The sequence below is a fragment of the Streptomyces sp. NBC_00090 genome (assembly GCF_045160815.1).
Classification (GTDB): domain Bacteria; phylum Actinomycetota; class Actinomycetes; order Streptomycetales; family Streptomycetaceae; genus Streptomyces.
Genome location: NZ_CP108224.1, coordinates 4,001,254 through 4,028,051 on the forward strand (window position 1 = coordinate 4,001,254; position 26,798 = coordinate 4,028,051).

The 26,798-nt window shown below is 72.5% G+C and carries 20 protein-coding genes; 11 read left to right on the forward strand and 9 right to left on the reverse strand.

Annotated features, from left to right (window positions below; translation table 11 throughout):
* Positions 1-165: 165 nt before the first annotated feature.
* On the forward strand, positions 166-2,325 hold the full coding sequence (locus tag OG361_RS17665; RefSeq protein ID WP_405854659.1) for a protein kinase domain-containing protein: 2,160 nt from the start codon (positions 166-168) through the stop codon (positions 2,323-2,325).
* A 123-nt stretch (positions 2,326-2,448) separates the two neighbouring features.
* On the opposite strand, the gene ilvD is transcribed toward OG361_RS17665, so the two are convergent.
* From ilvD to OG361_RS17685, 4 genes are all read right to left on the reverse strand, one after another.
* Complete coding sequence (gene ilvD / locus OG361_RS17670; protein ID WP_405854661.1) at positions 2,449-4,302, reverse strand: dihydroxy-acid dehydratase; 1,854 nt, start codon at positions 4,300-4,302, stop codon at positions 2,449-2,451.
* 117 nt (positions 4,303-4,419) lie between these two features.
* Entirely contained in the window at positions 4,420-5,031 is a 612-nt protein-coding gene (locus tag OG361_RS17675; protein ID WP_384576717.1) for a TetR family transcriptional regulator, read from the reverse strand.
* A complete protein-coding gene (locus OG361_RS17680; protein WP_405854664.1) occupies positions 5,028-5,864 on the reverse strand; it encodes a sugar phosphate isomerase/epimerase family protein in 837 nt (278 codons plus the stop codon). Before OG361_RS17680 ends, OG361_RS17675 begins: the two co-directional genes overlap by 4 nt.
* A 385-nt stretch (positions 5,865-6,249) precedes the next feature.
* Positions 6,250-7,182: a Ppx/GppA family phosphatase gene (locus OG361_RS17685; protein WP_405854666.1), complete on the reverse strand. Its 933-nt coding sequence runs from the start codon at positions 7,180-7,182 to the stop codon at positions 6,250-6,252.
* A 41-nt stretch (positions 7,183-7,223) separates the two neighbouring features.
* On the opposite strand from OG361_RS17685, the gene OG361_RS17690 reads away from it, so the two are divergent.
* The gene (locus OG361_RS17690; RefSeq protein WP_405854668.1) at positions 7,224-8,096 is read left to right on the forward strand and encodes a hypothetical protein; all 873 of its coding nucleotides are present in this window, start codon (positions 7,224-7,226) and stop codon (positions 8,094-8,096) included.
* Between the two features lie 106 nt (positions 8,097-8,202).
* Here the strand turns inward: OG361_RS17690 and OG361_RS17695 are convergent, their stop codons facing one another.
* Positions 8,203-10,041, reverse strand: a complete 1,839-nt coding sequence (locus OG361_RS17695; RefSeq protein ID WP_405854670.1) for a BACON domain-containing protein — start codon at positions 10,039-10,041, stop codon at positions 8,203-8,205.
* 251 nt (positions 10,042-10,292) lie between these two features.
* Here OG361_RS17695 and radA point away from each other — a divergent pair, with 251 nt between their 5' ends.
* Positions 10,293-11,696, forward strand: coding sequence for a DNA repair protein RadA (gene radA, locus OG361_RS17700; protein WP_405854671.1), 1,404 nt, complete (start codon positions 10,293-10,295; stop codon positions 11,694-11,696).
* A gap of 277 nt (positions 11,697-11,973) precedes the next feature.
* Positions 11,974-13,098: a DNA integrity scanning diadenylate cyclase DisA gene (disA, locus tag OG361_RS17705; protein WP_384576699.1), complete on the forward strand. Its 1,125-nt coding sequence runs from the start codon at positions 11,974-11,976 to the stop codon at positions 13,096-13,098.
* A 246-nt stretch (positions 13,099-13,344) separates the two neighbouring features.
* On the opposite strand, the gene OG361_RS17710 is transcribed toward disA, so the two are convergent.
* On the reverse strand, positions 13,345-14,202 hold the full coding sequence (locus OG361_RS17710; protein WP_405854674.1) for a hypothetical protein: 858 nt from the start codon (positions 14,200-14,202) through the stop codon (positions 13,345-13,347).
* A 225-nt stretch (positions 14,203-14,427) separates the two neighbouring features.
* Here OG361_RS17710 and OG361_RS17715 point away from each other — a divergent pair, with 225 nt between their 5' ends.
* The 6 genes from OG361_RS17715 to cseC all read left to right on the forward strand — a co-directional run bounded on the left by OG361_RS17715 (position 14,428) and on the right by cseC (position 20,005).
* Positions 14,428-15,111 (forward strand): phosphatase PAP2 family protein, encoded by a 684-nt coding sequence (locus tag OG361_RS17715; RefSeq protein WP_405854676.1) that lies wholly within the window; start codon positions 14,428-14,430, stop codon positions 15,109-15,111.
* A 33-nt stretch (positions 15,112-15,144) separates the two neighbouring features.
* Positions 15,145-16,143: an A/G-specific adenine glycosylase gene (locus OG361_RS17720; protein ID WP_405854678.1), complete on the forward strand. Its 999-nt coding sequence runs from the start codon at positions 15,145-15,147 to the stop codon at positions 16,141-16,143.
* Between the two features lie 263 nt (positions 16,144-16,406).
* Positions 16,407-16,979, forward strand: coding sequence for a SigE family RNA polymerase sigma factor (locus tag OG361_RS17725; RefSeq protein WP_384576688.1), 573 nt, complete (start codon positions 16,407-16,409; stop codon positions 16,977-16,979).
* Positions 16,967-17,794, forward strand: a complete 828-nt coding sequence (locus OG361_RS17730; protein ID WP_405854680.1) for a hypothetical protein — start codon at positions 16,967-16,969, stop codon at positions 17,792-17,794. The genes OG361_RS17725 and OG361_RS17730 overlap by 13 nt, the downstream gene beginning before the upstream one ends.
* 138 nt (positions 17,795-17,932) lie before the next feature.
* A complete protein-coding gene (gene cseB, locus OG361_RS17735) occupies positions 17,933-18,634 on the forward strand; it encodes a two-component system response regulator CseB (protein WP_405854682.1) in 702 nt (233 codons plus the stop codon).
* 54 nt (positions 18,635-18,688) lie between these two features.
* Positions 18,689-20,005 (forward strand): two-component system sensor histidine kinase CseC, encoded by a 1,317-nt coding sequence (cseC, locus tag OG361_RS17740; RefSeq protein WP_405854684.1) that lies wholly within the window; start codon positions 18,689-18,691, stop codon positions 20,003-20,005.
* Between the two features lie 188 nt (positions 20,006-20,193).
* Here the strand turns inward: cseC and OG361_RS17745 are convergent, their stop codons facing one another.
* Positions 20,194-21,768, reverse strand: coding sequence for an MDR family MFS transporter (locus OG361_RS17745; protein WP_405854686.1), 1,575 nt, complete (start codon positions 21,766-21,768; stop codon positions 20,194-20,196).
* 97 nt (positions 21,769-21,865) lie between these two features.
* On the opposite strand from OG361_RS17745, the gene OG361_RS17750 reads away from it, so the two are divergent.
* On the forward strand, positions 21,866-22,423 hold the full coding sequence (locus tag OG361_RS17750; RefSeq protein WP_405854688.1) for a TetR/AcrR family transcriptional regulator: 558 nt from the start codon (positions 21,866-21,868) through the stop codon (positions 22,421-22,423).
* A 46-nt stretch (positions 22,424-22,469) separates the two neighbouring features.
* Here OG361_RS17750 and OG361_RS17755 read toward each other — a convergent pair whose 3' ends face one another.
* Both OG361_RS17755 and OG361_RS17760 read right to left on the reverse strand, forming a co-directional pair.
* Positions 22,470-23,177 (reverse strand): M23 family metallopeptidase, encoded by a 708-nt coding sequence (locus OG361_RS17755; RefSeq protein ID WP_405854690.1) that lies wholly within the window; start codon positions 23,175-23,177, stop codon positions 22,470-22,472.
* 950 nt (positions 23,178-24,127) lie between these two features.
* Positions 24,128-26,650: an ATP-dependent Clp protease ATP-binding subunit gene (locus tag OG361_RS17760; RefSeq protein ID WP_384576035.1), complete on the reverse strand. Its 2,523-nt coding sequence runs from the start codon at positions 26,648-26,650 to the stop codon at positions 24,128-24,130.
* Positions 26,651-26,798: the final 148 nt, after the last annotated feature.

The following is a 26,798-nucleotide window of genomic DNA, read 5'->3' on the forward strand; positions in this document are numbered from 1 at the left end:
GCGTCCCCATCGTGTTCTCCCCCTTGGCGCAAAAGCGCTCCGCCGAGTTTCACTCTCTGCGACGCGCAGGCTAGCAAGCCCCTCCGACATCGTGGGCACCATGGACTAGGCTCCGTCGGGTCGCGCACGCGCGCGATGTGACGGGGAATCACACGGGGGTGGGCGATGCCACCGTTGCGCAGTACCGGGGCCGACCGGGATGCGGAGGGGCCCGAGTACGCGGGCGCCTACCGCCTCCAGGCGTGCCTGGGGTCCGGCGGCATGGGGGTCGTCCACCTCGCCGCCTCGCCTTCCGGCCTGCGGCTGGCGGTCAAGGTCGTACACGCTCGGTATGCGGCGGACCCCGAGTTCAGGGCCCGTTTCCGCCAGGAGGTCGCGGCCGCGCGCCGGGTGAGCGGGGCCTTCACGGCACCGGTCGTCGACGCCGACCCCGATGCCCCGCGTCCCTGGATGGCCACCCTGTACGTGCCCGGGCCGACCCTCGCCGACCAGGTGAAGCGGAACGGCCCCCTGTCCCCCGCCGAACTGCGCCGGCTCACGGCCGGGCTCGCGGAGGCGCTCCGCGACATCCACCGCGCCGGAGTCGTCCACCGGGACCTCAAGCCCAGCAACGTCCTGCTCACCGACACCGGCCCCAAGGTCATCGACTTCGGCATCTCCCGGCCCGTCGACAGCGACCTGCACACCGAGACGGGCAAGCTCATCGGCTCGCCGCCCTTCATGGCGCCCGAGCAGTTCCAGCGGCCGCGCGAGGTCGGGCCGGCGGCGGACGTCTTCGCGCTGGGGTCGGTCCTCGTCCACGCGGCGACCGGACACGGCCCCTTCGACTCCGACAGCCCGTACATCGTGGCCTACCAGGTCGTCCACGACGAGCCGGATCTGACGGGCGTGCCGGAGGAGCTGGCGCCGCTCGTCGCGCGCTGCCTCGCCAAGGAGCCCGCCGAGCGGCCGACCCCCGGCGAGATCATGTCGGCGCTGCTGCCGCCCTCGTACGAGGCGGCGGCGTTCATACCGGCGCAGCGGCGGCGCCCCACCCTGCCGGAGGGCGAGCCCCCCGCCAACCCCGCCTGGGACGCGGACACGCGGGTGCGGACGACCACCGTGGCTCCCGCGCGCCGTCGGCGTCCGCGGATCCGCCCGCGTCTGACGGCCGCCCTCGTCGCCGTGCTCGCGCTCACCGGAGCCGGGTTGTACGGGGCGTTGAACACGTCGGCGGGTGGCGGGCCCGAGGCCCCCGCCCGCCCGGACGAGGTGGCCACGGCCTTCGCCGGCTGGCAGACCCCGCTGCAGGAGAAGGGCCCCACGGCCGCCCCCGCCTGCACGCACGGCGGCGGCGCGCTGTACTGCGTGGCCCGGGGCATCGGCATCGCCCGGCTCGACCCGGTCACGGGGCGGATCCTCTGGTCGCGGACCACACCCATCGAGTCGGAGACCCCGGCCGCTCCCGTCCTCCTGGCCGACGGCCTGGTCGGCGCCGCCGCCCCGACGGGCCCGCTGCGGGCGTACGCGGCCACGGGCGGCGTCCCCGGCTGGAGCGCCGACGCGGAGCTGCCCGAGCTGTACCGGGCGGCCGGCACCGCCGTCGTCCTCTCCGACGGGCGGGGCGGGCTCCGGGCCCTCGACAGCCGCAGCGGGAAAGAGCTCTGGCGGCACGGCCTGACCGGTTTCGGGGTCCCCCGGATCGGAGCGTACGACGCGCCTTCCGGGCTGCTGTCCGTCTCCGAGACCTCGGCCGACGGGACCAGTACGCGGATCGGCACGGTCCGCCCCCGAACCGGCGAGGTGGTCTGGCAGCGGAGCCTGGACGGCAATCTCGAACCGCTGGGCCGTACGGGCGACGGCACGCTCGTCCTCGCCGACCACTACCAGGACCCGCTGATCGACGGAGTGGTGCTGCTGGCCGCCGACGGCTCGGCGGAGTCCGTACGCCGGCTGTCCCTGCCCCACCGGATCGACGTCCGGGGCGTCGCCGTGCGCGGGGCCGTCGTCCACGTGCTCGACGCGAACGGGCACCTCACCGCCTTCGACACCGCGGCGCCGAAGGGGCGGGTGCTGTGGGAGCTGGAGACGGCCGCCGGAAACGTCTCCGTACCGGTCCTCGGTCCCGGTGACCGGCTCTACTTCTCCGTCCAGGACGGGCGGCTGCTCGCCGTCGACACCGCGCGCGGGGCGCTGATCGGCCAGACGCGGCCACGGCTGCGGAACGGGCGGCTCGGTTACGCGTCCCTGGTGCCGGAGCCGCTGGTCGCCGGCGACCGGGTGTTCGGGACGGCCCCCGACGGGTCCGTCTTCGCGGTCGACGCGCGCGAGCCCGAGTCCTGGTGAGCGGCTGAGCACGGCGGCGTGAGCGGCTGAGCAGGACCGCGGCGTGGGGAGACGGGCGACGGCGGGGAGTGGGCTTCGTGCCCGCTCCCCGCCGTCGTCGTACTCCTGGTACTCCTGCCGGGCTCAGCCCAGCTTCGTCACGTCCCGGACCGCGCCCTTGTCCGCGCTCGTCGCCATCGCCGCGTACGCCCGCAGCGCCGCCGACACCTTGCGCTCACGGTTCTTCGGCTCGTACACGCCGTTCAGCGCCTCGCGGCGGGCCGCGAGGGTGGCTTCGTCGACGAGGAGCTCGATCGAGCGGCTCGGGATGTCGATACGGATCCGGTCGCCGTCCTCGACGAGGGCGATCGTGCCGCCCGAGGCCGCCTCCGGCGAGGCGTGGCCGATGGAGAGGCCCGACGTACCGCCCGAGAAACGGCCGTCCGTCACCAGCGCGCAGGTCTTGCCCAGGCCCCGGCCCTTGAGGAAGGAGGTCGGGTAGAGCATCTCCTGCATGCCGGGGCCGCCGCGCGGGCCCTCGTAGCGGATGACGACCACGTCGCCGTCGGTGACCTGCTTGTTGAGGATCTTCTCGACGGCCTCGTCCTGCGACTCGCAGACGACGGCCGGACCCTCGAAGGTCCAGATCGACTCGTCCACGCCGGCCGTCTTCACGACGCAGCCGTCGACGGCCAGGTTGCCGCGCAGGACCGCGAGGCCGCCGTCCTTCGAGTACGCGTGGGCCGCGTCGCGGATGCAGCCGCCGGCCGCGTCCACGTCGAGCGCCTCCCAGCGCTCGGACTGCGAGAAGGCGGTCGCCGAGCGGACGCAGCCGGGGGCCGCGTGGAACAGCTCGACGGCCTCGTCCGTGGCGGAGCCGCCGCGGACGTCCCAGGTGTCCAGCCACTCCTTGATGGAGGCGGAGTGGACGGAGTTGACGTCCTCGTTGAGCAGGCCCGCGCGGTAGAGCTCGCCGAGGATCGCCGGGATACCGCCCGCCCGGTGCACGTCCTCCATGTAGTACGTGCGGTCCTTGGCGACGTTCGGGGCGACCTTGGCCAGGCAGGGCACCCGGCGGGAGACCTCGTCCATGTCGCTGAGGCCGTAGTCGAGCTCGGCCTCCTGGGCGGCGGCGAGCAGGTGCAGGATCGTGTTGGTCGAGCCGCCCATGGCGATGTCGAGCGCCATCGCGTTCTCGAAGGCCGCGCGGGTCGCGATCGAGCGCGGCAGGACGGAGGCGTCGTCCTCGTCGTAGTACCGGCGGGTGATGTCGACGACCGTGCGCGCCGCGTTCTCGTACAGCGCCTTGCGGCCGGTGTGGGTGGCGAGGAGCGAGCCGTTGCCGGGGAGGGAGAGGCCGATCGCCTCGGTCAGGCAGTTCATCGAGTTGGCGGTGAACATGCCGGAACACGAGCCGCAGGTCGGACAGGCGTTCTCCTCGATCCGGGCGATGTCCTCGTCCGAGATCTTGGGGTTCACGGCGTCGGAGATCGCGTCGACCAGGTCGAGCGTGCGGACCGTGCCGTCGACGAGCGTGGCGCGGCCGGACTCCATCGGGCCGCCGGAGACGAAGACCGTCGGGATGTTGAGGCGCAGGGCGGCCATCAGCATGCCCGGGGTGATCTTGTCGCAGTTCGAGATGCAGATCAGGGCGTCGGCGCAGTGCGCCTCGACCATGTACTCCACGCTGTCCGCGATCAGGTCGCGGGACGGGAGGCTGTAGAGCATGCCTCCGTGACCCATCGCGATGCCGTCGTCGACGGCGATCGTGTTGAACTCGCGCGGGATGGCTCCGGCTGCCGTGATGGCCTCGGAGACGATCCGGCCGACCGGCTGGAGGTGGGTGTGGCCGGGGACGAACTCCGTGAAGGAGTTGGCGACCGCGATGATCGGCTTACGGCCGATGTCCGCGCCCGGTACACCGGAGGCGCGCATAAGCGCGCGTGCGCCCGCCATGTTGCGGCCGTGGGTGACTGTGCGGGACCTCAGCTCGGGCATCGTCGCTCGCTCCTCGTGATGGGTGTGCTTGCCTTCGAGCGTACGCCGACGCTCCAAGATCTGGACAGGCCGTCCGCATGGCGGACGACCTGTTCAGCTTTCGGTCAGGTGACTCTCTCAGCTCTCGGTCAGGTACCGCTGGAGCGTCGGGGCCACCTGGGCCACGATGTCCTCGGGGTCGGCCGAGGCCAGCGGCTCGACCTGGATCACGTACCGCAGGATCACGATCCCGATCATGTGGGAGGCGGCCAGCTCCGCCCGGAAGCTCGGGTCCGGTACGTCGAGTTCGGCCGCGATCCGCTCCAGGAGCCGGCGGAGCACGAAGGTCCGCAGCACCTTGGCCGCCGCCTCGTGGGTCAGCGCGGAGCGGACGATCGCGAGGAGCGGGGCGCGGCTGACCGGGTTCTCCCAGACGCCGATGAAGAAGCGCGCGAGCCGTTCGCCGATGGCCTCGCGAGGGCCTCCGAGGATGGCCGGGACGACGAGCGCCGGCTCGAAGGAGACCTCGATCGCGGCGGCGAAGACCTCGTCCTTCGTGCCGAAGTAGTGGTGCACGAGCGCCGGGTCCACCCCGGCGGCCTTGGCGATGCCGCGGACCGATGCCTTGTCGTACCCGCGCTCCGCGAACTGCGTGCGGGCCGCCTCCAGGATCCGTTCGCGGGCGCCCGGTCCGTTCTCCTCCTCGGTACGGGACGGGCGGCCTCGCCGGCGCGGAGCCGGTTCGGTCATGGGCGCGGCACCCGGGAGGAACGGCCGGCGGCGGAGGCGAGGTGGAGCCGGGTGAAGGCCAGGGCCTCCGCGAGATCGGCCTCGCGTTCGGCGGCTGACATCGCGCGGCGGGTGTTGACCTCGATGACGACGTGGCCGTCGAAGCCGGTGAGCGCGAGCCGCTCCAGGAGTTCGGCGCAGGGCTGCGTGCCGCGGCCCGGGACCAGGTGCTCGTCCTTGGCGGAGCCCTTGCCGTCGGCGAGGTGGACGTGGCCGAGGCGGTCGCCCATGCGGTCGATCATCGCGAGGGCGTCGGTGCGGGCGGTCGCGGTGTGCGAGAGGTCGACGGTGAAGTGCCGGTAGTCGTCCTTCGTGACGTCCCACTCGGGGGCGTACGCGAGTACCTCCCGGTCCTTGTACCGCCACGGGTACATGTTCTCGACGGCGAACCGGACGTCGGTCTCGTCCGCCATCCGCCAGATGCCGGTGACGAAGTCCTTCGCGTACTGCCGCTGCCAGCGGAACGGCGGGTGCACGACCACCGTCGACGCGCCGAGCCTCTCGGCCGCCGCCCGCGCGCGCTGGAGCTTGACCCACGGGTCGGTGGACCAGACGCGCTGGGTGATGAGGAGGCAGGGGGCGTGGACGGCCAGGATCGGGACCTGGTGGTAGTCGGAGAGGCGGCGCAGCGCCTCGACGTCCTGGCTGACCGGGTCGGTCCACACCATGACCTCGACGCCGTCGTACCCGAGGCGCGCGGCGATCTCGAAGGCCGTCGCCGTCGACTCCGGGTAGACCGAGGCCGTCGACAGGGCGACCTTCGCATCCGGGATGCGCACCACTGGTTCTGCCACCCCGACAGGGTACGGGGCGGGCCGGGGGCGCGTGAGGTGGTTCCGGTCACCCCCTCCCACCCTCATGCGCACATGGGGTGGGCGCTTGGGGGTGGGCGGGGGCGCGTGAGGGGTGGTGGGGGCTCGTGGGGGATGGGTGGGGCGCGCGGGGGCGGCACGCGCGCGTGGGGGTGGCCGAAGGAGTCGGGGCGGTTGCACGCGCGGGTGGTGGTGGCCCGGGGCGGGGCGGTTGCACGCGCGCGTGGCGGCGGTCCGGGGCCGGGAGGTTCCACGCCCGTGTGTGGCGGTGGTCCGGGCGGGACGGTTCCACGCGCGTGTGCCGGCGGTCCGGGGCGGGACGGTTGCACGCGCGCGTGGGCGGTGGTCGGGGGTGGGACAGCCCCCTCTACTCCTCCGGCAGGTGGTCCAGGCGGCGCAGGATCACGCCCTCGCGCAGGGCCCAGGGGCAGATCTCCAGCTCCTCCACCCCGAGCAGGTCCATCGCGCCCTCCGCGACGAGCGCTCCCGCGAGGAGCTGCGGGGCCCGGCCCTCCGAGACGCCGGGCAGGGCCGCGCGCTCGGGGACGGTCATCGCGGCGAGGCGCGGGACCCACTCCTCCAGGGACGCGCGGGACAGGACGCGCTGGACGTAGAGGCCGTCCCCCGAGCCTGGCGCGCCGGCGATCCTGGCGAGCTGCTTGAAGGTCTTGGAGGTGGCCACGACGTGGTCGGGGCGGCCGAAGCGGCTGAACTCGCCGACCGTACGGGCGATCTGGGCGCGCACGTGTCGGCGCAGCGCCTTGACGTCGGCGGTGTCGGCCGGGTCTCCGGGCAGCCAGCCCGAGGTCAGCCGGCCCGCGCCGAGCGGCAGGGAGACGGCGGTGTCCGGGTCCTCGTCGATGCCGTACGCGACCTCCAGGGAGCCGCCGCCGATGTCGAGGAGGAGGAGCTTCCCCGCGGACCAGCCGAACCAGCGGCGGGCGGCGAGGAAGGTGAGCCGGGCTTCCTCCTCACCGGTGAGGACCTGGAGGTCGACGCCGGTCTCGTCCTTGACCCTGGCGAGGACGGCGTCGGCGTTGGTGGCCTCGCGCACCGCCGAGGTGGCGAAGGGCAGCACTTCCTCGCAGCCCTTGTCCTCGGCGGCCAGGAGGGCGTCCCGGACGGTCGCGATGAGCCGCTCGACGCCGTCGGGCGCGATCGCGCCCCGCTCGTCGAGGAGCTCGGCGAGCCGCAGCTCCGCCTTGTGGGAGTGGGCGGGCAGCGGGCGGGCACCGGGGTGGGCGTCCACCACCAGCAGGTGCACCGTGTTCGAACCGACGTCGAGGACTCCGAGTCTCATGGGCGGAACGCTACTGCTCCGGCCCGCATACGCTTGGCGTTGTGCCAAAGACGAAAAAGGCGAAGCCGGACAAAGACAGCGGCGGCGAGACGGGCGTGAAGGCCGACAAGGCCCGTAAGGCCGGTGCGGCCGTGAAGAGCGCCAAGAAGCGGGGCAAGGACATGGAGCCGGACGAGAAGGGCCTGGACTTCGCACGGGCATGGGTCGAGTTCCCCGATCCCGCCGACGACGAGCAGGTGTTCCGCTGCGACCTGACCTGGCTGACCTCGCGCTGGTCGTGCATCTTCGGCAGCGGGTGCCAGGGCATCCAGGCGGGCCGGGCCGACGACGGCTGCTGCACGCTCGGCGCGCACTTCTCCGACGAGGACGACGAGAAGCGGGTCGCCTCGCACGTGGCCCGGCTCACGCCGGAGCTGTGGCAGTTCCACGACGTCGGTACGGATTCGGGCTGGGTGCAGCTCGACGAGGACGGCGACCGGCAGACCCGCCGCTGGGAGGGTTCCTGCATCTTCCAGAACCGTCCCGGTTTCGCGGGCGGCGCGGGCTGCTCGCTGCACATCCTGGCCCTGAAGGAGGGCAAGGAGCCGCTGGAGACCAAGCCGGACGTGTGCTGGCAGCTGCCGGTGCGGCGGACGTACGACTGGATCGACCGGCCCGACGACACCCGGGTCCTCCAGGTGTCGATCGGTGAGTACGACCGCCGGGGCTGGGGTCCCGGCGGCCACGACCTGCACTGGTGGTGCACCTCCGCCACCTCGGCGCACGGGGCCGGGGAGCCCGTCTACGTCACGTACCGGCCCGAGCTGACCGAGATGATGGGCGAGAAGGCGTACGAGGTCCTGGTGGGGCTGTGCGAGGCCCGGCTGGCCTCGCAGCTGCCGCTGGTGGCCCCGCACCCGGCCGACCCGGTCTAGCCGGTCCAGCCAGCCAGTCCGGTCCAGCCGGGCCGGGCCGGCGCCGGTCCAGCCGGAGCGGTCAGCCCGTACCGGTCCACGACCGGTCCACGGGTTCCGTTCGTCGTCAGGATGAGGACGGCGGGGGTGGTTCCTCGTTCGTCGGCGGGGGCGTGCCCGGATCCGTCGTGCCCGGATCCGTCGTCGACGGGGGCGGTTCCTCCGTGGTCGGCGGGGGCGTGGTCGGCTCGGTGGTCGGCGGCGGGGTCCCCGGATCGGTCGTCGGATCGGTCGTCGGCGGCGGTTCCTCGGTCGTCGGCGGAGGCGTGGTCGGCTCCGTGGTCGGCGGGGACGTCGGCGGACTCGTCGGCGGGTCGGTCGGTGGCGCCGTCGGCGGTGTGGTCGGGGCGGTCGTCGTCGGGGGCGGGGTGATCGGTCCGACGACCCGCGGCGGGGTGGTCTGCCCTTGACCGTGGATCCTCACCACCGCGCCCGAGGGGTTCACGCCGACGCGGGCGCTCCACGCTCCCGCGGGCTCGCGTCCGTGGTCGACGCGGACGACGATCGTGACCGTCTCGCCGGGGCGGAGCGTGCCGGAGGCCCGGCTCACGTACAGCCAGGGCGCGTCCGTCCACAGCGACCAGTCGACCGGGGAGCCGCCGGCGGCGGTGAGCGTGAGCAGCGTCAGGTCGCCCTGGCCGCGCGCGCCGACCGTGAGCCAGCCCGCAGCGGGCTCGCCGGGACGGGTGGGACCCGCGGGACCGGTGGGGCCGCCGGGGCTGAGGACCTCGACCGAGACGTCGGGGGCGCGGCTGCCCCGGGTGAAGCGGGGTTCGGGGGTGGTGCGGGCGTTGCCCGCGTTCTCGTAGCGGTCGTACGGGCGGCCGTCCGCGTCCGTCGGTTCGTCGGCCTCGCTCGCGCTGACCCGGGTCCCGTCCCGGGCGCCCTCGTCCGCGACCGGTGCGCCGCGGTACGAGGTCCACAGGGCGAGGACCGGGGCGGCCACGACGGCCGCGACGACGGTGGTCGTCACCGCGCGGGCCCGCATCCGGTCGCGGCGGGCCGTGTGGTCCTTCGGGTCCATGGGGAAGCCGGTCGGGGTGAACCTCGGGGCACCGGCACGCGCGCGTGGGACGTGCAGCATCGCCATGTACGCGGCGGCCCGGGGCGCCTCGACGAGCGGCAGCCGGGCCGGGGGGAGGGACGCGGCCCCGGGCCAGGCGGCGGTGGCGCCCACCCGCTCGGCGGCCCGGCGGCAGCGGGGGCAGTCGTCGACGTGCCGTACGAGCTCGGCGCGCAGGGCGGCCGAGAGGAGCACCCGGTGGTCGCCGGTGAGCCGGGCGACGGTGGGACAGCTGCCGGTCTCGACGACGGCGAGGGCGGCGCGTGTCCGCTCGACCTCGCAGGCGGCGGTGGCGAGGAGCTCGCGGGCGGCGAGCGTGTCGAGGGAGAGCACGGCGGCGACCTGGCGGTGGCTCAGGCCGTGCCGGACGGCGAGCTCCAGGGCCTCGCGCTGCTCGGGGGTGGTGCCGGCGGCCTCGGGCCAGGCGAGCCGGGCGAGTTCGGCACGGCGCCGCTCGGCGGTCTCCTCGGAGACCGGGGGCGGCTCGGGCGCGGTGACGGCGGGGCGTCCGGTGTGGGCGCCCTGACGCTTGCGGCGCTGCTCGCCGAGGCTGCGCAGGCAGGCCCAGCGGGCGAGGGCGTACAGCCAGGCCGTACGGCCGTCCTCGTCGGAGGGACAGCGGCCGTGGTGGCGCTCGGCGACGGCGAGGACGTCGCCGAGGACGGCGGTGGCCGTGTCGTGCTCGCAGAGGACGGAGAGGCAGTACGTGTAGAGGCCGTCGAGGGCGGCCTCGTACCGGGCGGGGGGCCGCTGGCCGAGCGTGCGCGGTCCCTGGTCCGCGGCGCCGCTGTGCGCCCGGTGTGCGCCGGTGGTGCGTGGGGATTCCAGCCTGCTGCTCGTCACTGGGCGACCGTAGGCAGGGAGGGGACGCTCCTCGTGCCGGTTGAGCACTTCTCATTCTTACGGGTGAAGGTATCGCTCGAAGGGGGACAGGAATCTGACGTTCCGCCACTCGATCGTGGCGGGGCCGGGGTCTGTGCCCGGCTGTGAGCGAGGGGGCGGGTGCGGGTCGGGTGCGGGTCGGGCGGGGGTCGGGTGGGGGGGAAGGCTCGGCCCCGCGCCGCGCTGTCGGTGGGGGCCGCTACGGTGTGGGAATGGCTGCCCGTACGAAAACCGCCAAGGACCGGCCGTCCTACCGCTGCACCGAGTGCGGCTGGCAGACGGCCAAGTGGCTCGGCCGCTGCCCCGAGTGCCAGGCCTGGGGGACGGTCGAGGAGTACGGCGCGCCCGCCGTCCGGACGACCGCGGCCGGCCGCGTCTCCACCGCCGCCGTCCCCATCGGCCAGGTCGACGGCCGGCAGGCGACCGCCCGCTCGACCGGCGTCGACGAGCTGGACCGGGTCCTCGGCGGGGGCCTGGTGCCCGGCGCCGTCGTGCTGCTCGCGGGCGAGCCGGGCGTCGGCAAGTCCACGCTCCTGCTCGACGTGGCGGCGAAGGCGGCGAGCGACGAGCACCGCACGCTGTACGTGACGGGCGAGGAGTCCGCGAGCCAGGTCCGGCTGCGCGCCGACCGGATCAACGCCCTCAGCGACCATCTGTACCTGGCGGCCGAGACCGACCTCTCGGCCGTCCTCGGCCACCTCGACGCCGTGAAGCCCTCGCTGCTGATCATGGACTCGGTGCAGACCGTCGCCTCTCCCGAGATCGACGGCGCGCCGGGCGGCATGGCCCAGGTCCGCGAGGTCGCCGGCGCCCTGATCCGGGCCTCCAAGGAGCGGGGCATGTCCACGCTCCTCGTCGGCCACGTCACCAAGGACGGCGCCATCGCCGGGCCCCGGCTCCTGGAGCACCTGGTCGACGTCGTCCTGAGCTTCGAGGGCGACCGGCACGCGCGGCTGCGCCTGGTCCGGGGCGTGAAGAACCGGTACGGGGCGACCGACGAGGTCGGCTGCTTCGAGCTGCACGACGAGGGCATCACCGGTCTCGCCGACCCGTCCGGGCTCTTCCTGACCCGGCGCGACGTGGCCGTGCCGGGCACCTGCCTGACGGTGACCCTGGAGGGCCGCAGGCCGCTCGTCGCCGAGGTCCAGTCGCTGACCGTGGACTCCCAGATCCCCTCTCCGCGCCGGACCGTCTCCGGTCTGGAGACCTCCCGGGTCTCGATGATGCTGGCGGTCCTGGAGCAGCGGGGCCGGATCAGCGCGCTGGGCAAGCGCGACATCTACAGCGCGACCGTGGGCGGGGTGAAGCTCTCCGAGCCCGCCGCCGACCTGGCGATCGCCCTCGCCCTCGCCTCCGCGGCGAGCGACACCCCGCTGCCGAAGAACCTGGTCGCGATCGGCGAGGTCGGGCTCGCCGGCGAGGTCCGGCGGGTGACGGGCGTCCAGCGCCGGCTCTCCGAGGCGCACCGGCTGGGCTTCACGCACGCGCTGGTCCCGCCGGACCCGGGCAAGGTGCCGGCCGGCATGAAGGTGACGGAGGTCGCGGACATGGGGGACGCGCTGCGGGTGCTGCCTCGGAGCCGCCGCGCGGCGCGCCCGGAGGGCGCGGAGGGGTAGCGGAAGGACGCGCGACCACGGCCCCGGGATGGTCCCGACACGGCCGCGGACGTGGTCGGGGGACCCCCGGAGGGGTGGTGGGGCGGACCCGGAGGGATGGTCGGGGGACCACCCGGAGGGGTGGACGAGGGGACCCGGAAGGGTGGACGAGTGGGCACGACGGGGGCCCTTCGGTCCCTTCCGCCGCACCCTTGATCGGCGCGCGGCGGAGGGTGGCGGGGCGGTGTCGCTAGACTTTGCCCTGGTCTCGCCCATCCGTACGAGCCGGAGGAGTGCAGTGGCAGCCAAGGACGGGGCAGCAGCTCCTGGAAAATCCGGCGCGGGCTCCGGCAATGAAGCGCTGATGCGTGCCGCCCTGAGCGCGGTCGCACCGGGCACCGCCCTGCGCGACGGCCTGGAGCGGATCCTCCGGGGAAGCACCGGCGGTCTCATCGTGCTCGGCCTGGACAAGACGGTCGACTCGATGTGCACCGGCGGTTTCGTGCTGGACGTCGAGTTCGCCGCGACCCGCCTGCGCGAGCTGTGCAAGCTCGACGGCGCGCTCGTCCTCGACAAGGACATCACCAAGATCCACCGAGCCGGTGTGCAGCTGGTCCCGGACGCCTCCATCCCCACCGACGAGACCGGCACCCGCCACCGCACCGCGGACCGGGTCTCCAAGCAGTGCAACTTCCCGGTCGTCTCCGTCTCCCAGTCGATGCGGCTGATCGCGCTGTACGTGAACGGCGAGCGCCGGGTCCTGGAGGAGTCGGCCGCGATCCTCTCCCGCGCGAACCAGGCGCTCGCGACGCTGGAGCGGTACAAGCTCCGGCTCGACGAGGTGGCCGGCACGCTCTCCGCGCTGGAGATCGAGGACCTGGTCACGGTCCGGGACGTCACCGCCGTCGCCCAGCGCCTGGAGATGGTGCGCCGGATCGCCACCGAGATCGCCGAGTACGTGGTCGAGCTCGGCACCGACGGACGGCTCCTGTCGCTCCAGCTCGACGAGCTCATCGCGGGCGTGGAGCCGGAGCGCGAGCTGGTGGTCCGGGACTACGTGCCCGAGCCCACGGCCAAGCGCTCGCGGACGGTCGCCGAGGCGCTCACCGAGCTGGACGCGCTCACCCACACCGAGCTGCTCGAACTTCCCGTGGTGGCCAGGGCACTCGGCTACAGCGGTTCGCCCGAGACCCTCGACTCGGCCGTCTCGCCGCGCGGCTACCGGCTCCTCGCCAAGGTGCCGCGACTGCCGGGCGCGATCATCGAGCGGCTCGTGGAGCACTTCGGCGGGCTGCAGAAGCTCCTCGCGGCGAGCGTGGACGACCTGCAGACCGTCGACGGGGTCGGCGAGGCCCGCGCCCGCAGCGTCCGCGAGGGCCTGTCGCGGCTGGCGGAGTCCTCGATCCTGGAGCGGTACGTCTGATCATCCCCATGCCCCCCAGCCCCCTGCCCCGGAAGGCGGGGGGGCCTGGGGGCTGGGGCTGGGGGCGGGACTCAGCGCTCGGCGCTCGGCCGGGACGCTCAGTCCTCGGCCTGGACGTTCAGTCATCGGCCAGGACGCTCAGTCATCGGCCAGGACGCTCAGTCATCGGCCGGGACGCTCAGTCCTCGGTGAGGAGACTCAGTCCTCGGCCGGGACGGTCACGCCTCGGCCTGGACGTTCAGTCCTTCAGTCCTTGGCCAGCGTGAAGGAGGCCGGGAGCACCTTCACGCCCGGCATCGTCGCCTCCACCAGATACGTGCCGGGGCCGGCCTGGCCCGCCGGGGCGGTGGCGCACTGCGGCGCGCTGCGCCCGCGGTCCCACTCCACGGTGTGGGTGACCGTGGACCGCGCGGGGACGCGCAGCAGGAGCGGGTTGCCGGGGCGCGGGCAGTCGTCCGAGGCCCAGACCTCGTCGTCCTGCTTGTCACTGATCGTCAGAACCGCGCTGCGCGGGCCGAAGTCGGCCTTGCAGTCGGCGTTCGAGGTGTTCTTGGCGACCAGGTGGAAGCGGGGCTTCTCGCCCGCCTCGTAGGAGACCTTGGTGCTGCGCAGCGTCAATTGCAGCGCTCCGGCAGGGCAGTTCGGCAGCGGAGAATTGGCCGGAACCTGCTGTCCCGCGCCGGTGCCCGCGCCGCCGTCGCCGCCCGCGCCGTCGGTGTCGCCGTTCTTCCCGGCGCCACCGGCACCGGAGTCCGTACCCGCGTCCGTACCGGAGTCGACGCCCGTGCCGGAGCCCGGTCCCGTACCGGAGCCTGCGGAGCCGCCGCCGTCGCCCGATGTCTCGCCGGACTCGCCCGACTCGTCGCGGCCGCCGGGCTGTTGGCTGATCGCCGGGCCGGTGCCGGAGGGGCCGGGAGTGATCGAGGGGGGTGTGGGCGACGAGCCGTTGGCCGCGTCGTTCGCCTTCTTCCCACCGCCGTCACCCGAGGCGAGGGCCCATACGGCGAGCAGGGCGAGAACCGCCGTCAGGCACAGCGCGACCGCCCTCCGTCGCCAGTAGATGGTGGAGGGAAGCGGCCCGACCGGATTGCGCAAAGATCCCACGCCCCGAACCTTACGAGAGATCCGGCCCAACTCCCGCCCCACCCGCCGCCCAAGGCATCAAGTTTTGCCGATGATCACATCCATCCCGGAGGGGAACCATTCCGGAACCGTCCCGGAAACACGGGGGAATCACCACGATCCGACGGGCCCCCCACTTTCGTCGGGGGTCGCTCTGGCCGTTGGCCCGGGGCGAGGGGCCCCGAATTCCGGTTAGCGTCGTCCACCATGGACTCCATCCTCGACCTCTCCGATCGGCTCTACCTCGATGTCGCCGACTTCGCCCACTCCACCCCGCACTGGTTCCAGTGGCTCGCCGAGGTGTGGACCGAAGCCGGGCTGCTGCTCTTCGGCGTGCTGTTCCTGGCCGGCTGGTGGCGCTCCCGTGACGGATCGAGCCGGATGATGGCGCTCGCGCTGCTCGCCCCGCTCGCCACCGCCTTCGGTTACGTCGTGAGCGAGTCGCTGAAGTCGCTGGTCGACGAGGAACGCCCATGCCGAGCTGTCGTCGGGGCGCCCACCGCCCTCGTGGAATGCCCGCCGTACGGCGACTGGTCCTTCCCCAGCAACCACTCCGCCATCGCGGGCGCCGCCGCGATCGCGCTCGCCCTGTCCTGGCGCGGCCTCGTCTGGCTGACCGTGCCGATGGCGCTGCTCATGGCGTTCTCCCGGGTCTTCGTCGGCGTGCACTACCCGCACGACGTGACCGTCGGTCTGCTGCTCGGCGCGCTGGTCGCCTTCCTCGTCATGCGGGCGGCGGAGCGGCCGGTGCGGTCCCTGGTGGAGACGGCGAGGTCGAGCCGGAACTCGGCCGTCGTGTGGTGCGCGGGGCGCGGGCCGCGGGCGCACGCCGCCGGGCACGCCTCCCCGTCCACCGAACAGCCCGAGCGCGCGCGCCACGGCGCGTACTGATCCCGCCGCGGACGTGCCAGGATCGGGGGTGCCATGACTTCCATCGACACTCCCCCCGGCCCCGTGACCCCCGACCCCTCCGTGGCCCCCTTGGCTCCCCTGGCCTCCGCGGCCCCGGTGGTCCCTGTGGCCCCGGTGGCCCCCGTGGACCCCTCGCTCCCGCCAGAGCTGCACGGGCCCGTCCTCGCCTGGTTCGACCGGCACGCCCGTGACCTGCCCTGGCGCCGGCCCGAGGCCGGGGCCTGGGGGGTAATGGTCAGCGAGTTCATGCTCCAGCAGACCCCCGTCGTCCGGGTCCTGCCCGTGTACGAGCAGTGGCTCGCGCGCTGGCCGCGCCCCGCCGACCTGGCCGCCGACGCCCCCGGCGAGGCGGTCCGCGCCTGGGGTCGCCTCGGCTATCCGCGCCGGGCCCTGCGCCTGCACGCGGCGGCCGTCGCCATAACGGAACGCCACGGCGGCGACGTACCCCGCGACCACGGCGCGCTGCTCGCGCTGCCCGGCATCGGCGAGTACACGGCGGCCGCGGTCGCCTCCTTCGCGTTCGGGCAGCGGCACGCGGTCCTGGACACCAACGTGCGCCGGGTCTTCGCGCGGGCGGCGACCGGCGTCCAGTACCCGCCGAACGCCACGACGGCCGCCGAACGCCGGCTGGCCCGGGCGCTGCTCCCGGAGGACGAGGCGAGGGCCTCCCGCTGGGCCGCGGCCTCGATGGAGCTGGGCGCTCTGGTGTGCACCGCGCGGAACGAGGACTGCGGGCGCTGCCCGATCGCCTCGCACTGCGCCTGGCAGCTGGCGGGCAAGCCGGCGCACGACGGCCCGCCGCGGCGCGGCCAGACGTACGCGGGCACGGACCGGCAGGTACGGGGTCGGCTCCTCGCCGTGCTGCGCGAGTCGACGGACCCGGTCGGGCAGGCCGCCCTGGACGCGGTCTGGGACGAGCCGATGCAGCGGACCAGGGCCCTGGACGGCCTGGTCGCGGACGGTCTCGTCGAGCCGCTGGAAGGCGGGCTCTACCGCCTGCCGCTCTCCTGAGGGAGCACCTTCCGGAGCGGGGCGCCCTCGTGAGGGAGCACCTTCCGGAGCGGGCGCCCTCGTGAGGGGGCGTCCCCCAGCCGAACTGGCCGCCCGCTCTCCAGGGGCGGCCGCCGCGAAACCACCTCCGTCCCCGCTGTTACACAACCGATGGGTAGCCGTGCGTCCACCGACGGCTGCCCCGCACAGCCCCGTGACAAGTCCTCCGTAGCGTCATCGACGACACGAGGAAATAGCTGGTCACGGGGATGGAGGCGGTTCGGATGAGGCACGGAGAGGTGCTCGACTTCGAGGAGTACGTACGCACACGGCAGGACGCGCTGCTGCGTAGTGCCCGTCGTCTCGTCCCCGACCCCGTCGACGCCCAGGACCTCCTCCAGACCGCGCTGGCCCGGACGTACGGCCGCTGGGACGGCATCGCCGACAAGTCCCTCGCCGACGCCTATCTGCGCCGGGTCATGATCAACACCCGCACCGAGTGGTGGCGCTCCCGCAAGCTCGAAGAGGTGCCCACCGAGCAGCTGCCCGACGCGAGCGTCGACGACCCGACCGAGCAGCACGCCGACCGCGCCCTCCTCATGGACGTCCTGAAGGTCCTGGCGCCCAAGCAGCGCAGCGTCGTCGTCCTCCGTCACTGGGAACAGATGAGCACGGAGGAGACGGCGGCGGCGCTCGGGATGTCGACGGGTACGGTGAAGTCGACGCTCCACCGCGCGCTGGCCCGGCTCCGCCAGGAGCTGGAGAGCCGCGACCTCGACGCCCGCGCCCTGGGGCGGACGGGAGAGCGGACCGACGTACGAGGTGACGAAGGGGGGCGGGGGCGGTGCGCGGCCTAGACCCCGAAGCCGACGACGACAGACGACCCGACGGCAGACGACCCGACGGCGATCGGGACGGCGCCGATCGGGACGGCGACGGTCCGGACGACGGCGGTCGACACGATGACCGGTACGGCGGGAGCGGCGGCGACGACCGGTACAGCACCGGACGGCGCCGCCCGCGCCGTACCGCCAGGGCGGCGAGCATCACGGCGGTGGCCGGGCTCGTCGCCGTCGGGCTGTCCATGGCCGCCTGCTCCACCGGCGGCACGGGCTCCCGCGACGAGGGCGCGGCGCGCGTCGACGAGACGGCCGCGGCGGCGCCCACCCCCTCCCCCTCGGCGACAGGCGGTCCGCAGTCCGCCGAGCGGGTGGACCCGATCGCGCTGCTCAAGGCCGACCCGAAGATCGGCGAGCGGCTCAAGGACGATCTGAAGCCGTGCGTCGCGGACGCCTATCCCGTGGACACCTCCTACGGCAGTCTCACGGGATCCGCCGCCCCCGATGTCGTCGTCAACGTGATGACCTGCGGCGATGCCGTCGGTATCGGCACCTACGTCTACCGGAAGCAGAGCGACCGGTACGAGAACGTCTTCATGGCGGAGGACGCGGCGGTCTACGGCACGATCGACCGCGGCGACCTGATCGTCACCAAGCAGGTGTACGCGAAGGGCGACCCGGTGGCGTATCCCTCGGGCGAGGACGTGATCACGTACCGCTGGTCGGGGAACAAGTTCACCCAGCACGACTGGGTGCACAACGACTACAGCCGGGCCGTCGGTGACGGCGAGGCCGCCGTGGAGCCGGCGCCGAGCGAACCCGCCCCGAGCTGAGCCGCCGGACCACCACACCACCACCGGCACATCACCACCGGCGCGAAACAGCACCACCGCACGGCACACACCACCGCGCGACCGCGCGACACGCGCCACCGCACCACTCAGCAGCACAGAACCCGAAGGGCACGCACGATGGCCGAAACCCATGTCCTGTTCGTCGAGGACGACGACGTCATCCGTGAGGCCACCCAGCTCGCCCTGGAACGGGACGGCTTCCGGGTCACGGCCATGCCCGACGGGCTCTCCGGTCTGGACGCCTTCCGGGCTCAGCGGCCCGACATCGCCCTGCTCGACGTGATGCTGCCGGGCATGGACGGGGTCAGCCTCTGCCGCCGCATCCGCGACGAGTCGACGGTGCCCGTCATCATGCTGTCGGCGCGCGCCGACTCGATCGACGTCGTCCTCGGCCTGGAGGCCGGGGCCGACGACTACGTCACGAAGCCCTTCGACGGCTCCGTGCTCATGGCCCGCATCCGGGCCGTCCTGCGGCGCTTCGGGCACGCGGGCGGCCCCGGCGGCGAGCGCGGGGACGGCCCGGCGGACGGTGGCGGGCTGCTCGCCTTCGGTGACCTGGAGGTCGACACCGAGGGCATGGAGGTCCGCAGGGACGGGGAGCCGGTGGCGCTGACCCCGACCGAGATGCGGCTGCTGCTCGAGTTCTCGTCCGCGCCGGGCACCGTGCTCTCCCGGGACAAGCTCCTGGAGCGGGTCTGGGACTACGGCTGGGGCGGCGACACCCGGGTCGTGGACGTCCATGTGCAGCGGCTGCGCGCCAAGATCGGCCAGGACCGGATCGAGACGGTCCGCGGCTTCGGCTACAAGCTCAAGGGCTAGGGACCGGAGACAGGAAGCAGGGAACAGAGAACAGGGAACAGGAAGATCGGGCCCGTGAAGCCGCTCGCCCTCCGTACCGGGGTCCGCTGGAAGATCGCCGTCGCCATCGCGGCGGTCGGCGCGCTCATCGCGGTGACGCTGAGCGTCGTCGTGCACAACGCGGCCCGCATCTCGATGCTCGACAACGCGCGCGAGGTGCAGATGGAGCGGCTGCTCTTCGCTCAGCGGATGTACGAGACGTCGAAGCCGAAGGAGCCCCGCTTCGGCACGAAGATCAACGACCCCGCGCTGCCGCCCCAGCTCGACCAGCTGATGCGGGACCGGCGGCGCGGTACGTACGTGCAGGAGCACCGGGACGGCGGCCCGCCCGACGTGTGGGCGGCGGTGCCGCTCGCCAACGGCGACGTGCTGTCGCTGCACATCCCCTTCGCCGACCGCAGCGCGGCGATCATGGGCGATCTGGACCGGGCCCTCGTCATCGGATCGGTCTCGGTGGTCTTCGGCGGCTGCGCGCTCGGCGTGCTCATCGGCGCCCAGCTCTCACGGCGGCTGCGCAAGGCCGCAGCGGCGGCCGGGCGGGTCGCCCAGGGCAACACGGACGTACGGGTACGGGACGCGATCGGCGGGGTCGTCCGGGACGAGACCGACGAGCTGGCCCGGGCGGTCGACGCCCTGACCGACGCCCTGAACGAGCGGATCGAGGCCGAGCGCCGGGTCACCGCGGACATCGCGCACGAGCTGCGCACCCCCGTGACGGGGCTGCTCACGGCGGCCGAGCTGCTGCCGCCGGGGCGCCCGACCGAGCTCGTACGGGACCGGGCGCAGGCGATGCGGACGCTGGTCGAGGACGTCCTGGAGGTGGCGCGGCTGGACAGCGCCTCGGAGCGGGCCGAGCTCCAGGAGATCGCGCTCGGCGAGTTCGTGGAGCGGCGGGTCCGGGCGCTCGATCCCGAGGTGGTCGTCCGGGTCGTCCACGAGTCCTGGGTGAACACCGACCCGCGGCGGCTCGAACGCATCCTGGGCAATCTGCTGGCGAACGCCGCCAAGCACGGCAGGCCGCCGGTGGAGGTCACGGTCGAGGGCCGGGTGGTACGGGTCCGCGACCACGGTCCGGGCTTCCCCGAGGCGCTCCTCAAGGAGGGCCCGAGCCGCTTCCGTACGGGGACGAGCGACCGCGCGGGCCAGGGGCACGGCCTGGGGCTGACGATCGCGGCGGGCCAGGCGCGGGTGCTCGGCGCCCGGCTGACCTTCCGGAACGTGGCCTCGGCGACGTCCCCGGGGGGCGTGGGCGGTGCGATCGCGGTGCTGTGGCTGCCGGACCACGCGCCGACGAACACGGGCAGCTTCCCGATGCTGGGGCTGCCGGACTGACCGCGGCGTCCGGACCGACACGACGGAGTGCCGACTGCCCCGGCGGGCTGCCGGACCGACCCGCGGCGTCCGGAGCGGTCACCTAGTACGGCGGTGGGGCCGGCCCCTTTCGGGACCGGCCCCACCGTCGTACACGAGCGCCGGACCATCCCGGCGTAAGAGCGTCAGACCGTCTCGGCGACCTAGCGTCAGACCGTCTCGGCGACCTTCGGGGCGTCGTCGTCCGCCGTCGGCCGTGCCGCCGGTCCCGCGCCGCGCAGCGCCACCTCCTTGACGAAGAAGGCGAGGGCGAAGACGAGGACGGAGACCGCCGCGGCGACCAGGAAGGCCGAGTGGGTACCGACGGCGACCGCGTCCTGGTAGGCCTCGCGCAGCGTCGCCGGCAGCTTGGCCAGGCTCGCCGCGTCGAGCTGGGCGGTCCGCTCGGTGAGCCCGGAGCCGCCGCGCGCCGCCATCTCGTCCTGGACCCGGCTCGTGAAGAGCGCGCCCATGATCGCGACGCCGAAGGAGGAGCCGAGCGTCCGGAAGAGGGTGGTGGAGGAGGAGGCGACGCCCATGTCCTTCATCTCGACGCTGTTCTGCGCGACGAGCATGGTGATCTGCATGAGGAAGCCCATGCCGGCACCGAGGACGGCCATGTAGACGCCGGACGTCAGCCGCGAGGTGCCGGTGTCCATCTGGGCGAGGAGGAAGAGCCCGATCGTCATGAGGGCGCCGCCGACGATCGGGAAGATCTTGTACTTGCCGGTGCTGGTGGTGAACCGGCCGACGAGCAGCGAGACGACCATCATCGCCAGCAGCATCGGCAGGAGCAGGAGACCGGAGTTGGTCGCCGAGGCGCCCTGGACGGACTGCTGGAAGATCGGCAGGTAGAGGACCGCGCCGAACATCACGAAGCCGGTGACGAAGCCGATCAGGGACATCAGGGTGAAGTTGCGGCTGCGGAAGATGTGCAGCGGCACGATCGGGTCGTCGGCCCTGGTCTCCACCCACAGGAAGGCGGCGAGGGAGGCGACTCCGAGGACCGCGAGGCCGACGATCGTGGCCGAGCCCCAGGCGTACTCCGTACCGCCCCAGGTGGTGACGAGGACGATCGCGGTGATGCCGACGGTCAGCAGTCCGGCGCCGAGGAAGTCGATCCGGGTGCCCGTGGCGCGCTGCTTCTTCGGCAGGTGCAGGACGGCGGTGACCATGGCGAGGGCGACGGCGCCGAGCGGCAGGTTGATGTAGAAGGACCAGCGCCAGCCCCAGTGGTCGGTGATGGTGCCCCCGACGAGCGGTCCGCCGATCATGGCGAGGGCCATGACGCCGGCCATCATGCCCTGGTACTTGCCGCGCTCGCGGGGCGGGATCAGATCGCCGATGAGCGCCATGACGCCCACCATGAGGCCGCCGGCGCCGAGGCCCTGGACGGTACGGAAGCCGATGAGCTGGCCCATGTCCTGGGCCATGCCGCTGAGCGCCGAGCCGATCAGGAAGATCACGATCGAGGTGAGGAAGACGCCCTTGCGGCCGAACATGTCGCCGAGCTTGCCCCAGATGGGGGTGGAGGCGGCGGTGGCCAGGGTGTAGGCGGTGACGACCCAGGAGAGGTGCTCCAGGCCGCCGAGCTCGCCGACGATCGTCGGCATCGCGGTGCCGATGATCATGTTGTCCAGCATCGCGAGCAGCATCGCGATCATCAGGGCGAGGAGGACGACACGGACGCTGCGCGCCGGCGGTGCCTTCTCCTCGACTGCCTGCCCTGTCCCGTTGGTCGCCACGACCGTCCCCTTACTTGCCGCCCGGCTAGTTACTAGGATGGGGACAGTAGACCCGTAACTTGCCGGTCGTCAAGTAAGTAAGCGTAGGAGAGCAGCCATGGCCCGAGGCAACACCCGCCAGCGCATCCAGGACGTTGCCCTCGACTTCTTCGCCGAGCAGGGCTACGAGAAGACCTCGCTGCGCGAGATCGCGGAACGCCTCGACGTCACCAAGGCCGCGCTCTACTACCACTTCAAGACCAAGGAAGACATCCTCATCGGGATCTTCGAGGACCTGACCCGGCCGATGGACGAGCTGATCGCCTGGGCCCAGGGGCAGCCCCGCACCCTGGAGACCAAGGAGGAGATCCTCCGCCGCTACCAGGTGGCGCTGCGCGCCGCGGCCCCGCTCTACCGCTTCATGCAGGAGAACCAGGCGACGGTCCGCGACCTCAGCATCGGGCTCACCTTCAAGGAGCGCATGGTCACGATCACCGAGCTGGTGCAGGAGCCGGACCTTCCCATGGCGGACAAGGTCCGCAGCGTCAGCGCGATCTTCACGCTGCACGCGGGCACGTTCTTCATGCAGAACGTCGAGGGCGACCCCGAGGAGAAGCACGAAGCCGTCCTCGAGGTCGCCCTCGATCTGATCAATCAGGCCCATCGGGCCCGGTGACAGGCCCGTCAGGCCTGCCTACAGGCCCATCGGGCCCGGTGGGAGGTCAGATGCCGACCCCGTGGGACCGCAGGAAGGCGGCCGGGTTCACGGCGGTGCCGTAGTTCGGGGTCGTACGGATCTCGAAGTGCAGGTGCGGGCCGGAGGAGTTGCCGGTGTTGCCCGAGAGGGCGATCTGCTGGCCGGCGCCGACCTTCTGGCCGACGTTCACCTTGATCTTCGACAGGTGGGCGTACTGCGAGTACGTGCCGTTGGCGTGCTTGACGACGATCGCGTTGCCGTACGCGGGGCCGTCGCCGCCGCCGTTCGGGCCGGCCTTGACGACGGTGCCCGCACCCGCGGCCTTGACCGGGGTGCCGACCGGGACGGCGAAGTCCTGGCCGGAGTGCTTGTGGGACCACATGGCGCCGCCCTGGTTGTAGCTGGCGGTCAGGGTGTACGAGGTGACCGGCTTGACCCAGGACGGGGCCTTCTTGGCGGCCTTCACCGGGGCGGCCTTCTTGACGGCCTTCACGGGGGCGGCCTTCTTGGCGGCGGCCTTCGCGACGGCGGCCTTCACCTGGGCGGCGGCGTGGGCCTGGGTCTCGGCCTGGGCCGCGATGGCGGCGGACGCGGTCGCGGCGACCGGGGCGACGGCGGTGCCCTCGGCGGCGAAGGCGGACCCTGCTCCGGCCACCAGCGACGCTCCGAGACCCGCGGCGGCGAGAGCGACGGCGGTGATACGGGCGGCGGGGTTCATGACGCGCTTCGACATACGGGGGAAAACCTCCGGGAAGTACGGGACCCGACGCGAACGGTGCGTTGCGCCGGGCTTGCTCATCCTTGGTAACCCGGCTCCCCGGCTAGGCCAAAACACCCCATCTACGACATTGCGTCGTAGCGATCTCCGGGGGAGATCCGCTCTTGACGGCCTTGGCTTCAACTCTTGAAACCGGACATACCGGCACAAGAGAAGCGGTTTAACCGCATGTCGCGGGGGCCGGAACTGCCCGAAAGGCCGCGCACCGCCCGGTTCGGGACCCTCTGGGGCCAAAGTCCCGGCGGTTGGCACCGGTACGTCCCGATTCATCACCAATGGCAACCACTATTCCGGTTAGTACCGCCCGAAACGCCTGTGCGCCTTGTCACCAGGCGCCGCTCGCGAATGGGACCTGGGTCACGCAACCGACCCGCCGGAAAGGCCCTCCCGCACCACGTCGACCCGTTCGGGGACCTTCGGGGGGACAGACCTGGAACCGGCACTCATCGGCACCCGCCCCGCCTCGGCGGCGATCGGCCCACTCCTGAGGAAACCGCTGGTCAGCGACGGTCCAGGGGCCCGTCAGCGGCAGTCCAGGGGCCGGACTCACGGGGAACGCGCCCAAGGTGCGGCTCTGCGGCCCCGTCTCCTTCCGGGGCGAGAGGCGCACGCCCGCGGAGAAGGACGTCCGCGGGCTCGCCGCGACAGCTCGTCGAGCCCCCTCCGCAGGCTCGCCGCGACGCCCGTCGAGCGCTCCCTCCGCGGGGCTCGCCGCGACAGCTCGCCGAGCGCTCCCTCCGTGGGCTGCCGGCCGCCGCGGACGCGACCGAGGACCGCCGGACCCGGCTACGGCTCGTGGTCCTGGCTGCGGCCGGGAAACTCGTGGTTCTGGCGGCGACGGCCATGGAAAAGGGGCGGCCCCGGAACCGTCAGGTTCCGGGGCCGCCCCTTCGTACCGCTGTGCGTTACGCGTCCTTCGAGAGGTTCGGGCCGGTGCCGCCCGTCGCCTCGACCGGCGGGGCGTCCGGCAGGGCCGACTTCTCCTCGCCGCGGAACGTGAACGTACGCTCCTCGCCCTCGCCCTCCGTGTCCACGACCACGATGTGACCGGGGCGCAGCTCGCCGAAGAGGATCTTCTCCGACAGGGTGTCCTCGATCTCGCGCTGGATCGTCCGGCGCAGCGGCCGGGCGCCCATCACGGGGTCGTAGCCCTTCTTGGCGAGCAGCTCCTTCGCGGACTGGGAGAGCTCGATGCCCATGTCCCGGTCCTTCAGGCGCTCGTCGACGCGGCCGATCATCAGGTCGACGATCTGGAGGATGTCGTCCTGCGTCAGCTGCGGGAAGACGATGATGTCGTCCACACGGTTGAGGAACTCGGGGCGGAAGTGCTGCTTCAGCTCGTCGCTGACCTTCGCCTTCATCCGCTCGTAGTTGGACTTCGTGTCGCCCTGGGCCGCGAAGCCCAGGTTGAAGCCCTTCGAGATGTCCCTGGTCCCGAGGTTGGTGGTCATGATGATGACCGTGTTCTTGAAGTCCACGACCCGGCCCTGGGAGTCGGTCAGACGACCGTCCTCCAGGATCTGGAGAAGGGAATTGAAGATATCGGGGTGGGCCTTCTCGACCTCGTCGAAGAGGACGACGGAGAACGGCTTGCGGCGCACCTTCTCGGTGAGCTGGCCGCCCTCTTCGTAGCCGACGTATCCGGGCGGCGAACCGAAGAGACGGGAAACCGTGTGCTTCTCGCTGAACTCCGACATGTCGAGGGAGATCATCGCGTCCTCGTCGCCGAAGAGGAATTCGGCGAGGGCCTTCGAAAGCTCGGTCTTACCGACGCCGGACGGACCGGCGAAGATGAACGAGCCACCGGGGCGCTTCGGGTCCTTCAGACCGGCTCGCGTACGACGGATCGCGCGCGAGAGGCCGATGACGGCGTCCTTCTGGCCGATGACGCGCTTGTGGAGCTCGTCCTCCATGCGCAGCAGGCGGCTGGACTCCTCCTCGGTCAGCTTGAAGACCGGGATGCCGGTGGCGGTCGCGAGGACCTCGGCGATCAGCTCGCCGTCGACCTCGGCGACGACGTCCATGTCGCCGGCCTTCCACTCCTTCTCGCGCTTGGCCTTCGCGGCGAGGAGCTGCTTCTCCTTGTCACGGAGCGAGGCGGCCTTCTCGAAGTCCTGCGAGTCGATCGCGGACTCCTTGTCCCGGCGGACACCGGCGATCTTCTCGTCGAACTCGCGGAGGTCCGGCGGCGCGGTCATCCGGCGGATGCGCATCCGGGAGCCGGCCTCGTCGATCAGGTCGATCGCCTTGTCCGGGAGGAAGCGGTCCGAGATGTACCGGTCGGCCAGGGTCGCGGCCTGGACGAGGGCCTCGTCGGTGATGGAGACCCGGTGGTGGGCCTCGTACCGGTCGCGCAGACCCTTGAGGATCTCGATGGTGTGCGGCAGCGACGGCTCGGCGACCTGGATGGGCTGGAAGCGGCGCTCGAGGGCCGCGTCCTTCTCCAGGTACTTCCGGTACTCGTCGAGCGTGGTGGCACCGATGGTCTGGAGCTCACCGCGGGCCAGCATCGGCTTGAGGATGCTGGCGGCGTCGATCGCGCCCTCGGCGGCACCCGCACCCACGAGGGTGTGGAGCTCGTCGATGAACAGGATGATGTCGCCGCGGGTGCGGATCTCCTTGAGGACCTTCTTCAGGCGCTCCTCGAAGTCACCGCGGTAGCGGGAGCCGGCGACCAGCGCACCGAGGTCCAGGGTGTAGAGGTGCTTGTCCTTGAGGGTCTCGGGCACCTCGCCCTTGACGATGGCCTGGGCCAGGCCCTCGACGACGGCGGTCTTGCCGACGCCGGGCTCGCCGATGAGGACCGGGTTGTTCTTGGTGCGGCGGGACAGCACCTGCATGACCCGCTCGATCTCCTTCTCGCGCCCGATGACCGGGTCGAGCTTGGATTCGCGGGCCGCCTGGGTGAGGTTCCGGCCGAACTGGTCGAGGACCAGGGACGTCGAGGGGGTGCCCTCGGCAGGACCGCCGGCCGTGGCGGCTTCCTTGCCCTGGTAGCCGGAGAGCAGCTGGATGACCTGCTGCCGCACCCGGTTGAGGTCGGCGCCCAGCTTCACGAGGACCTGGGCGGCGACGCCCTCGCCCTCGCGGATCAGGCCGAGCAGGATGTGCTCGGTGCCGATGTAGTTGTGGCCGAGCTGGAGGGCCTCACGGAGCGAGAGCTCCAGGACCTTCTTGGCGCGAGGAGTGAAGGGGATGTGCCCGGACGGGGCCTGCTGCCCCTGACCGATGATCTCCTCCACCTGCTGGCGGACCGCCTCGAGCGAAATCCCGAGGCTCTCCAGGGCCTTAGCGGCGACACCCTCACCCTCGTGGATAAGGCCCAGAAGGATGTGCTCGGTGCCGATGTAGTTGTGGTTGAGCATCCGGGCTTCTTCCTGAGCCAGGACGACAACCCGCCGCGCGCGGTCGGTGAACCTCTCGAACATCGTTAATCGCTCCTCAGAGCGGTCAGTCAGTTAGGGGTCGATCCCCTCCCTGTCCTTCCGCAGCTTAGTCCCGCAAGCGGGGACCGCTCATTCCAACTGCCGACATCCGTCCGGATCACCCCTCTTCCGCGGGGAGACCTGCCGCCGA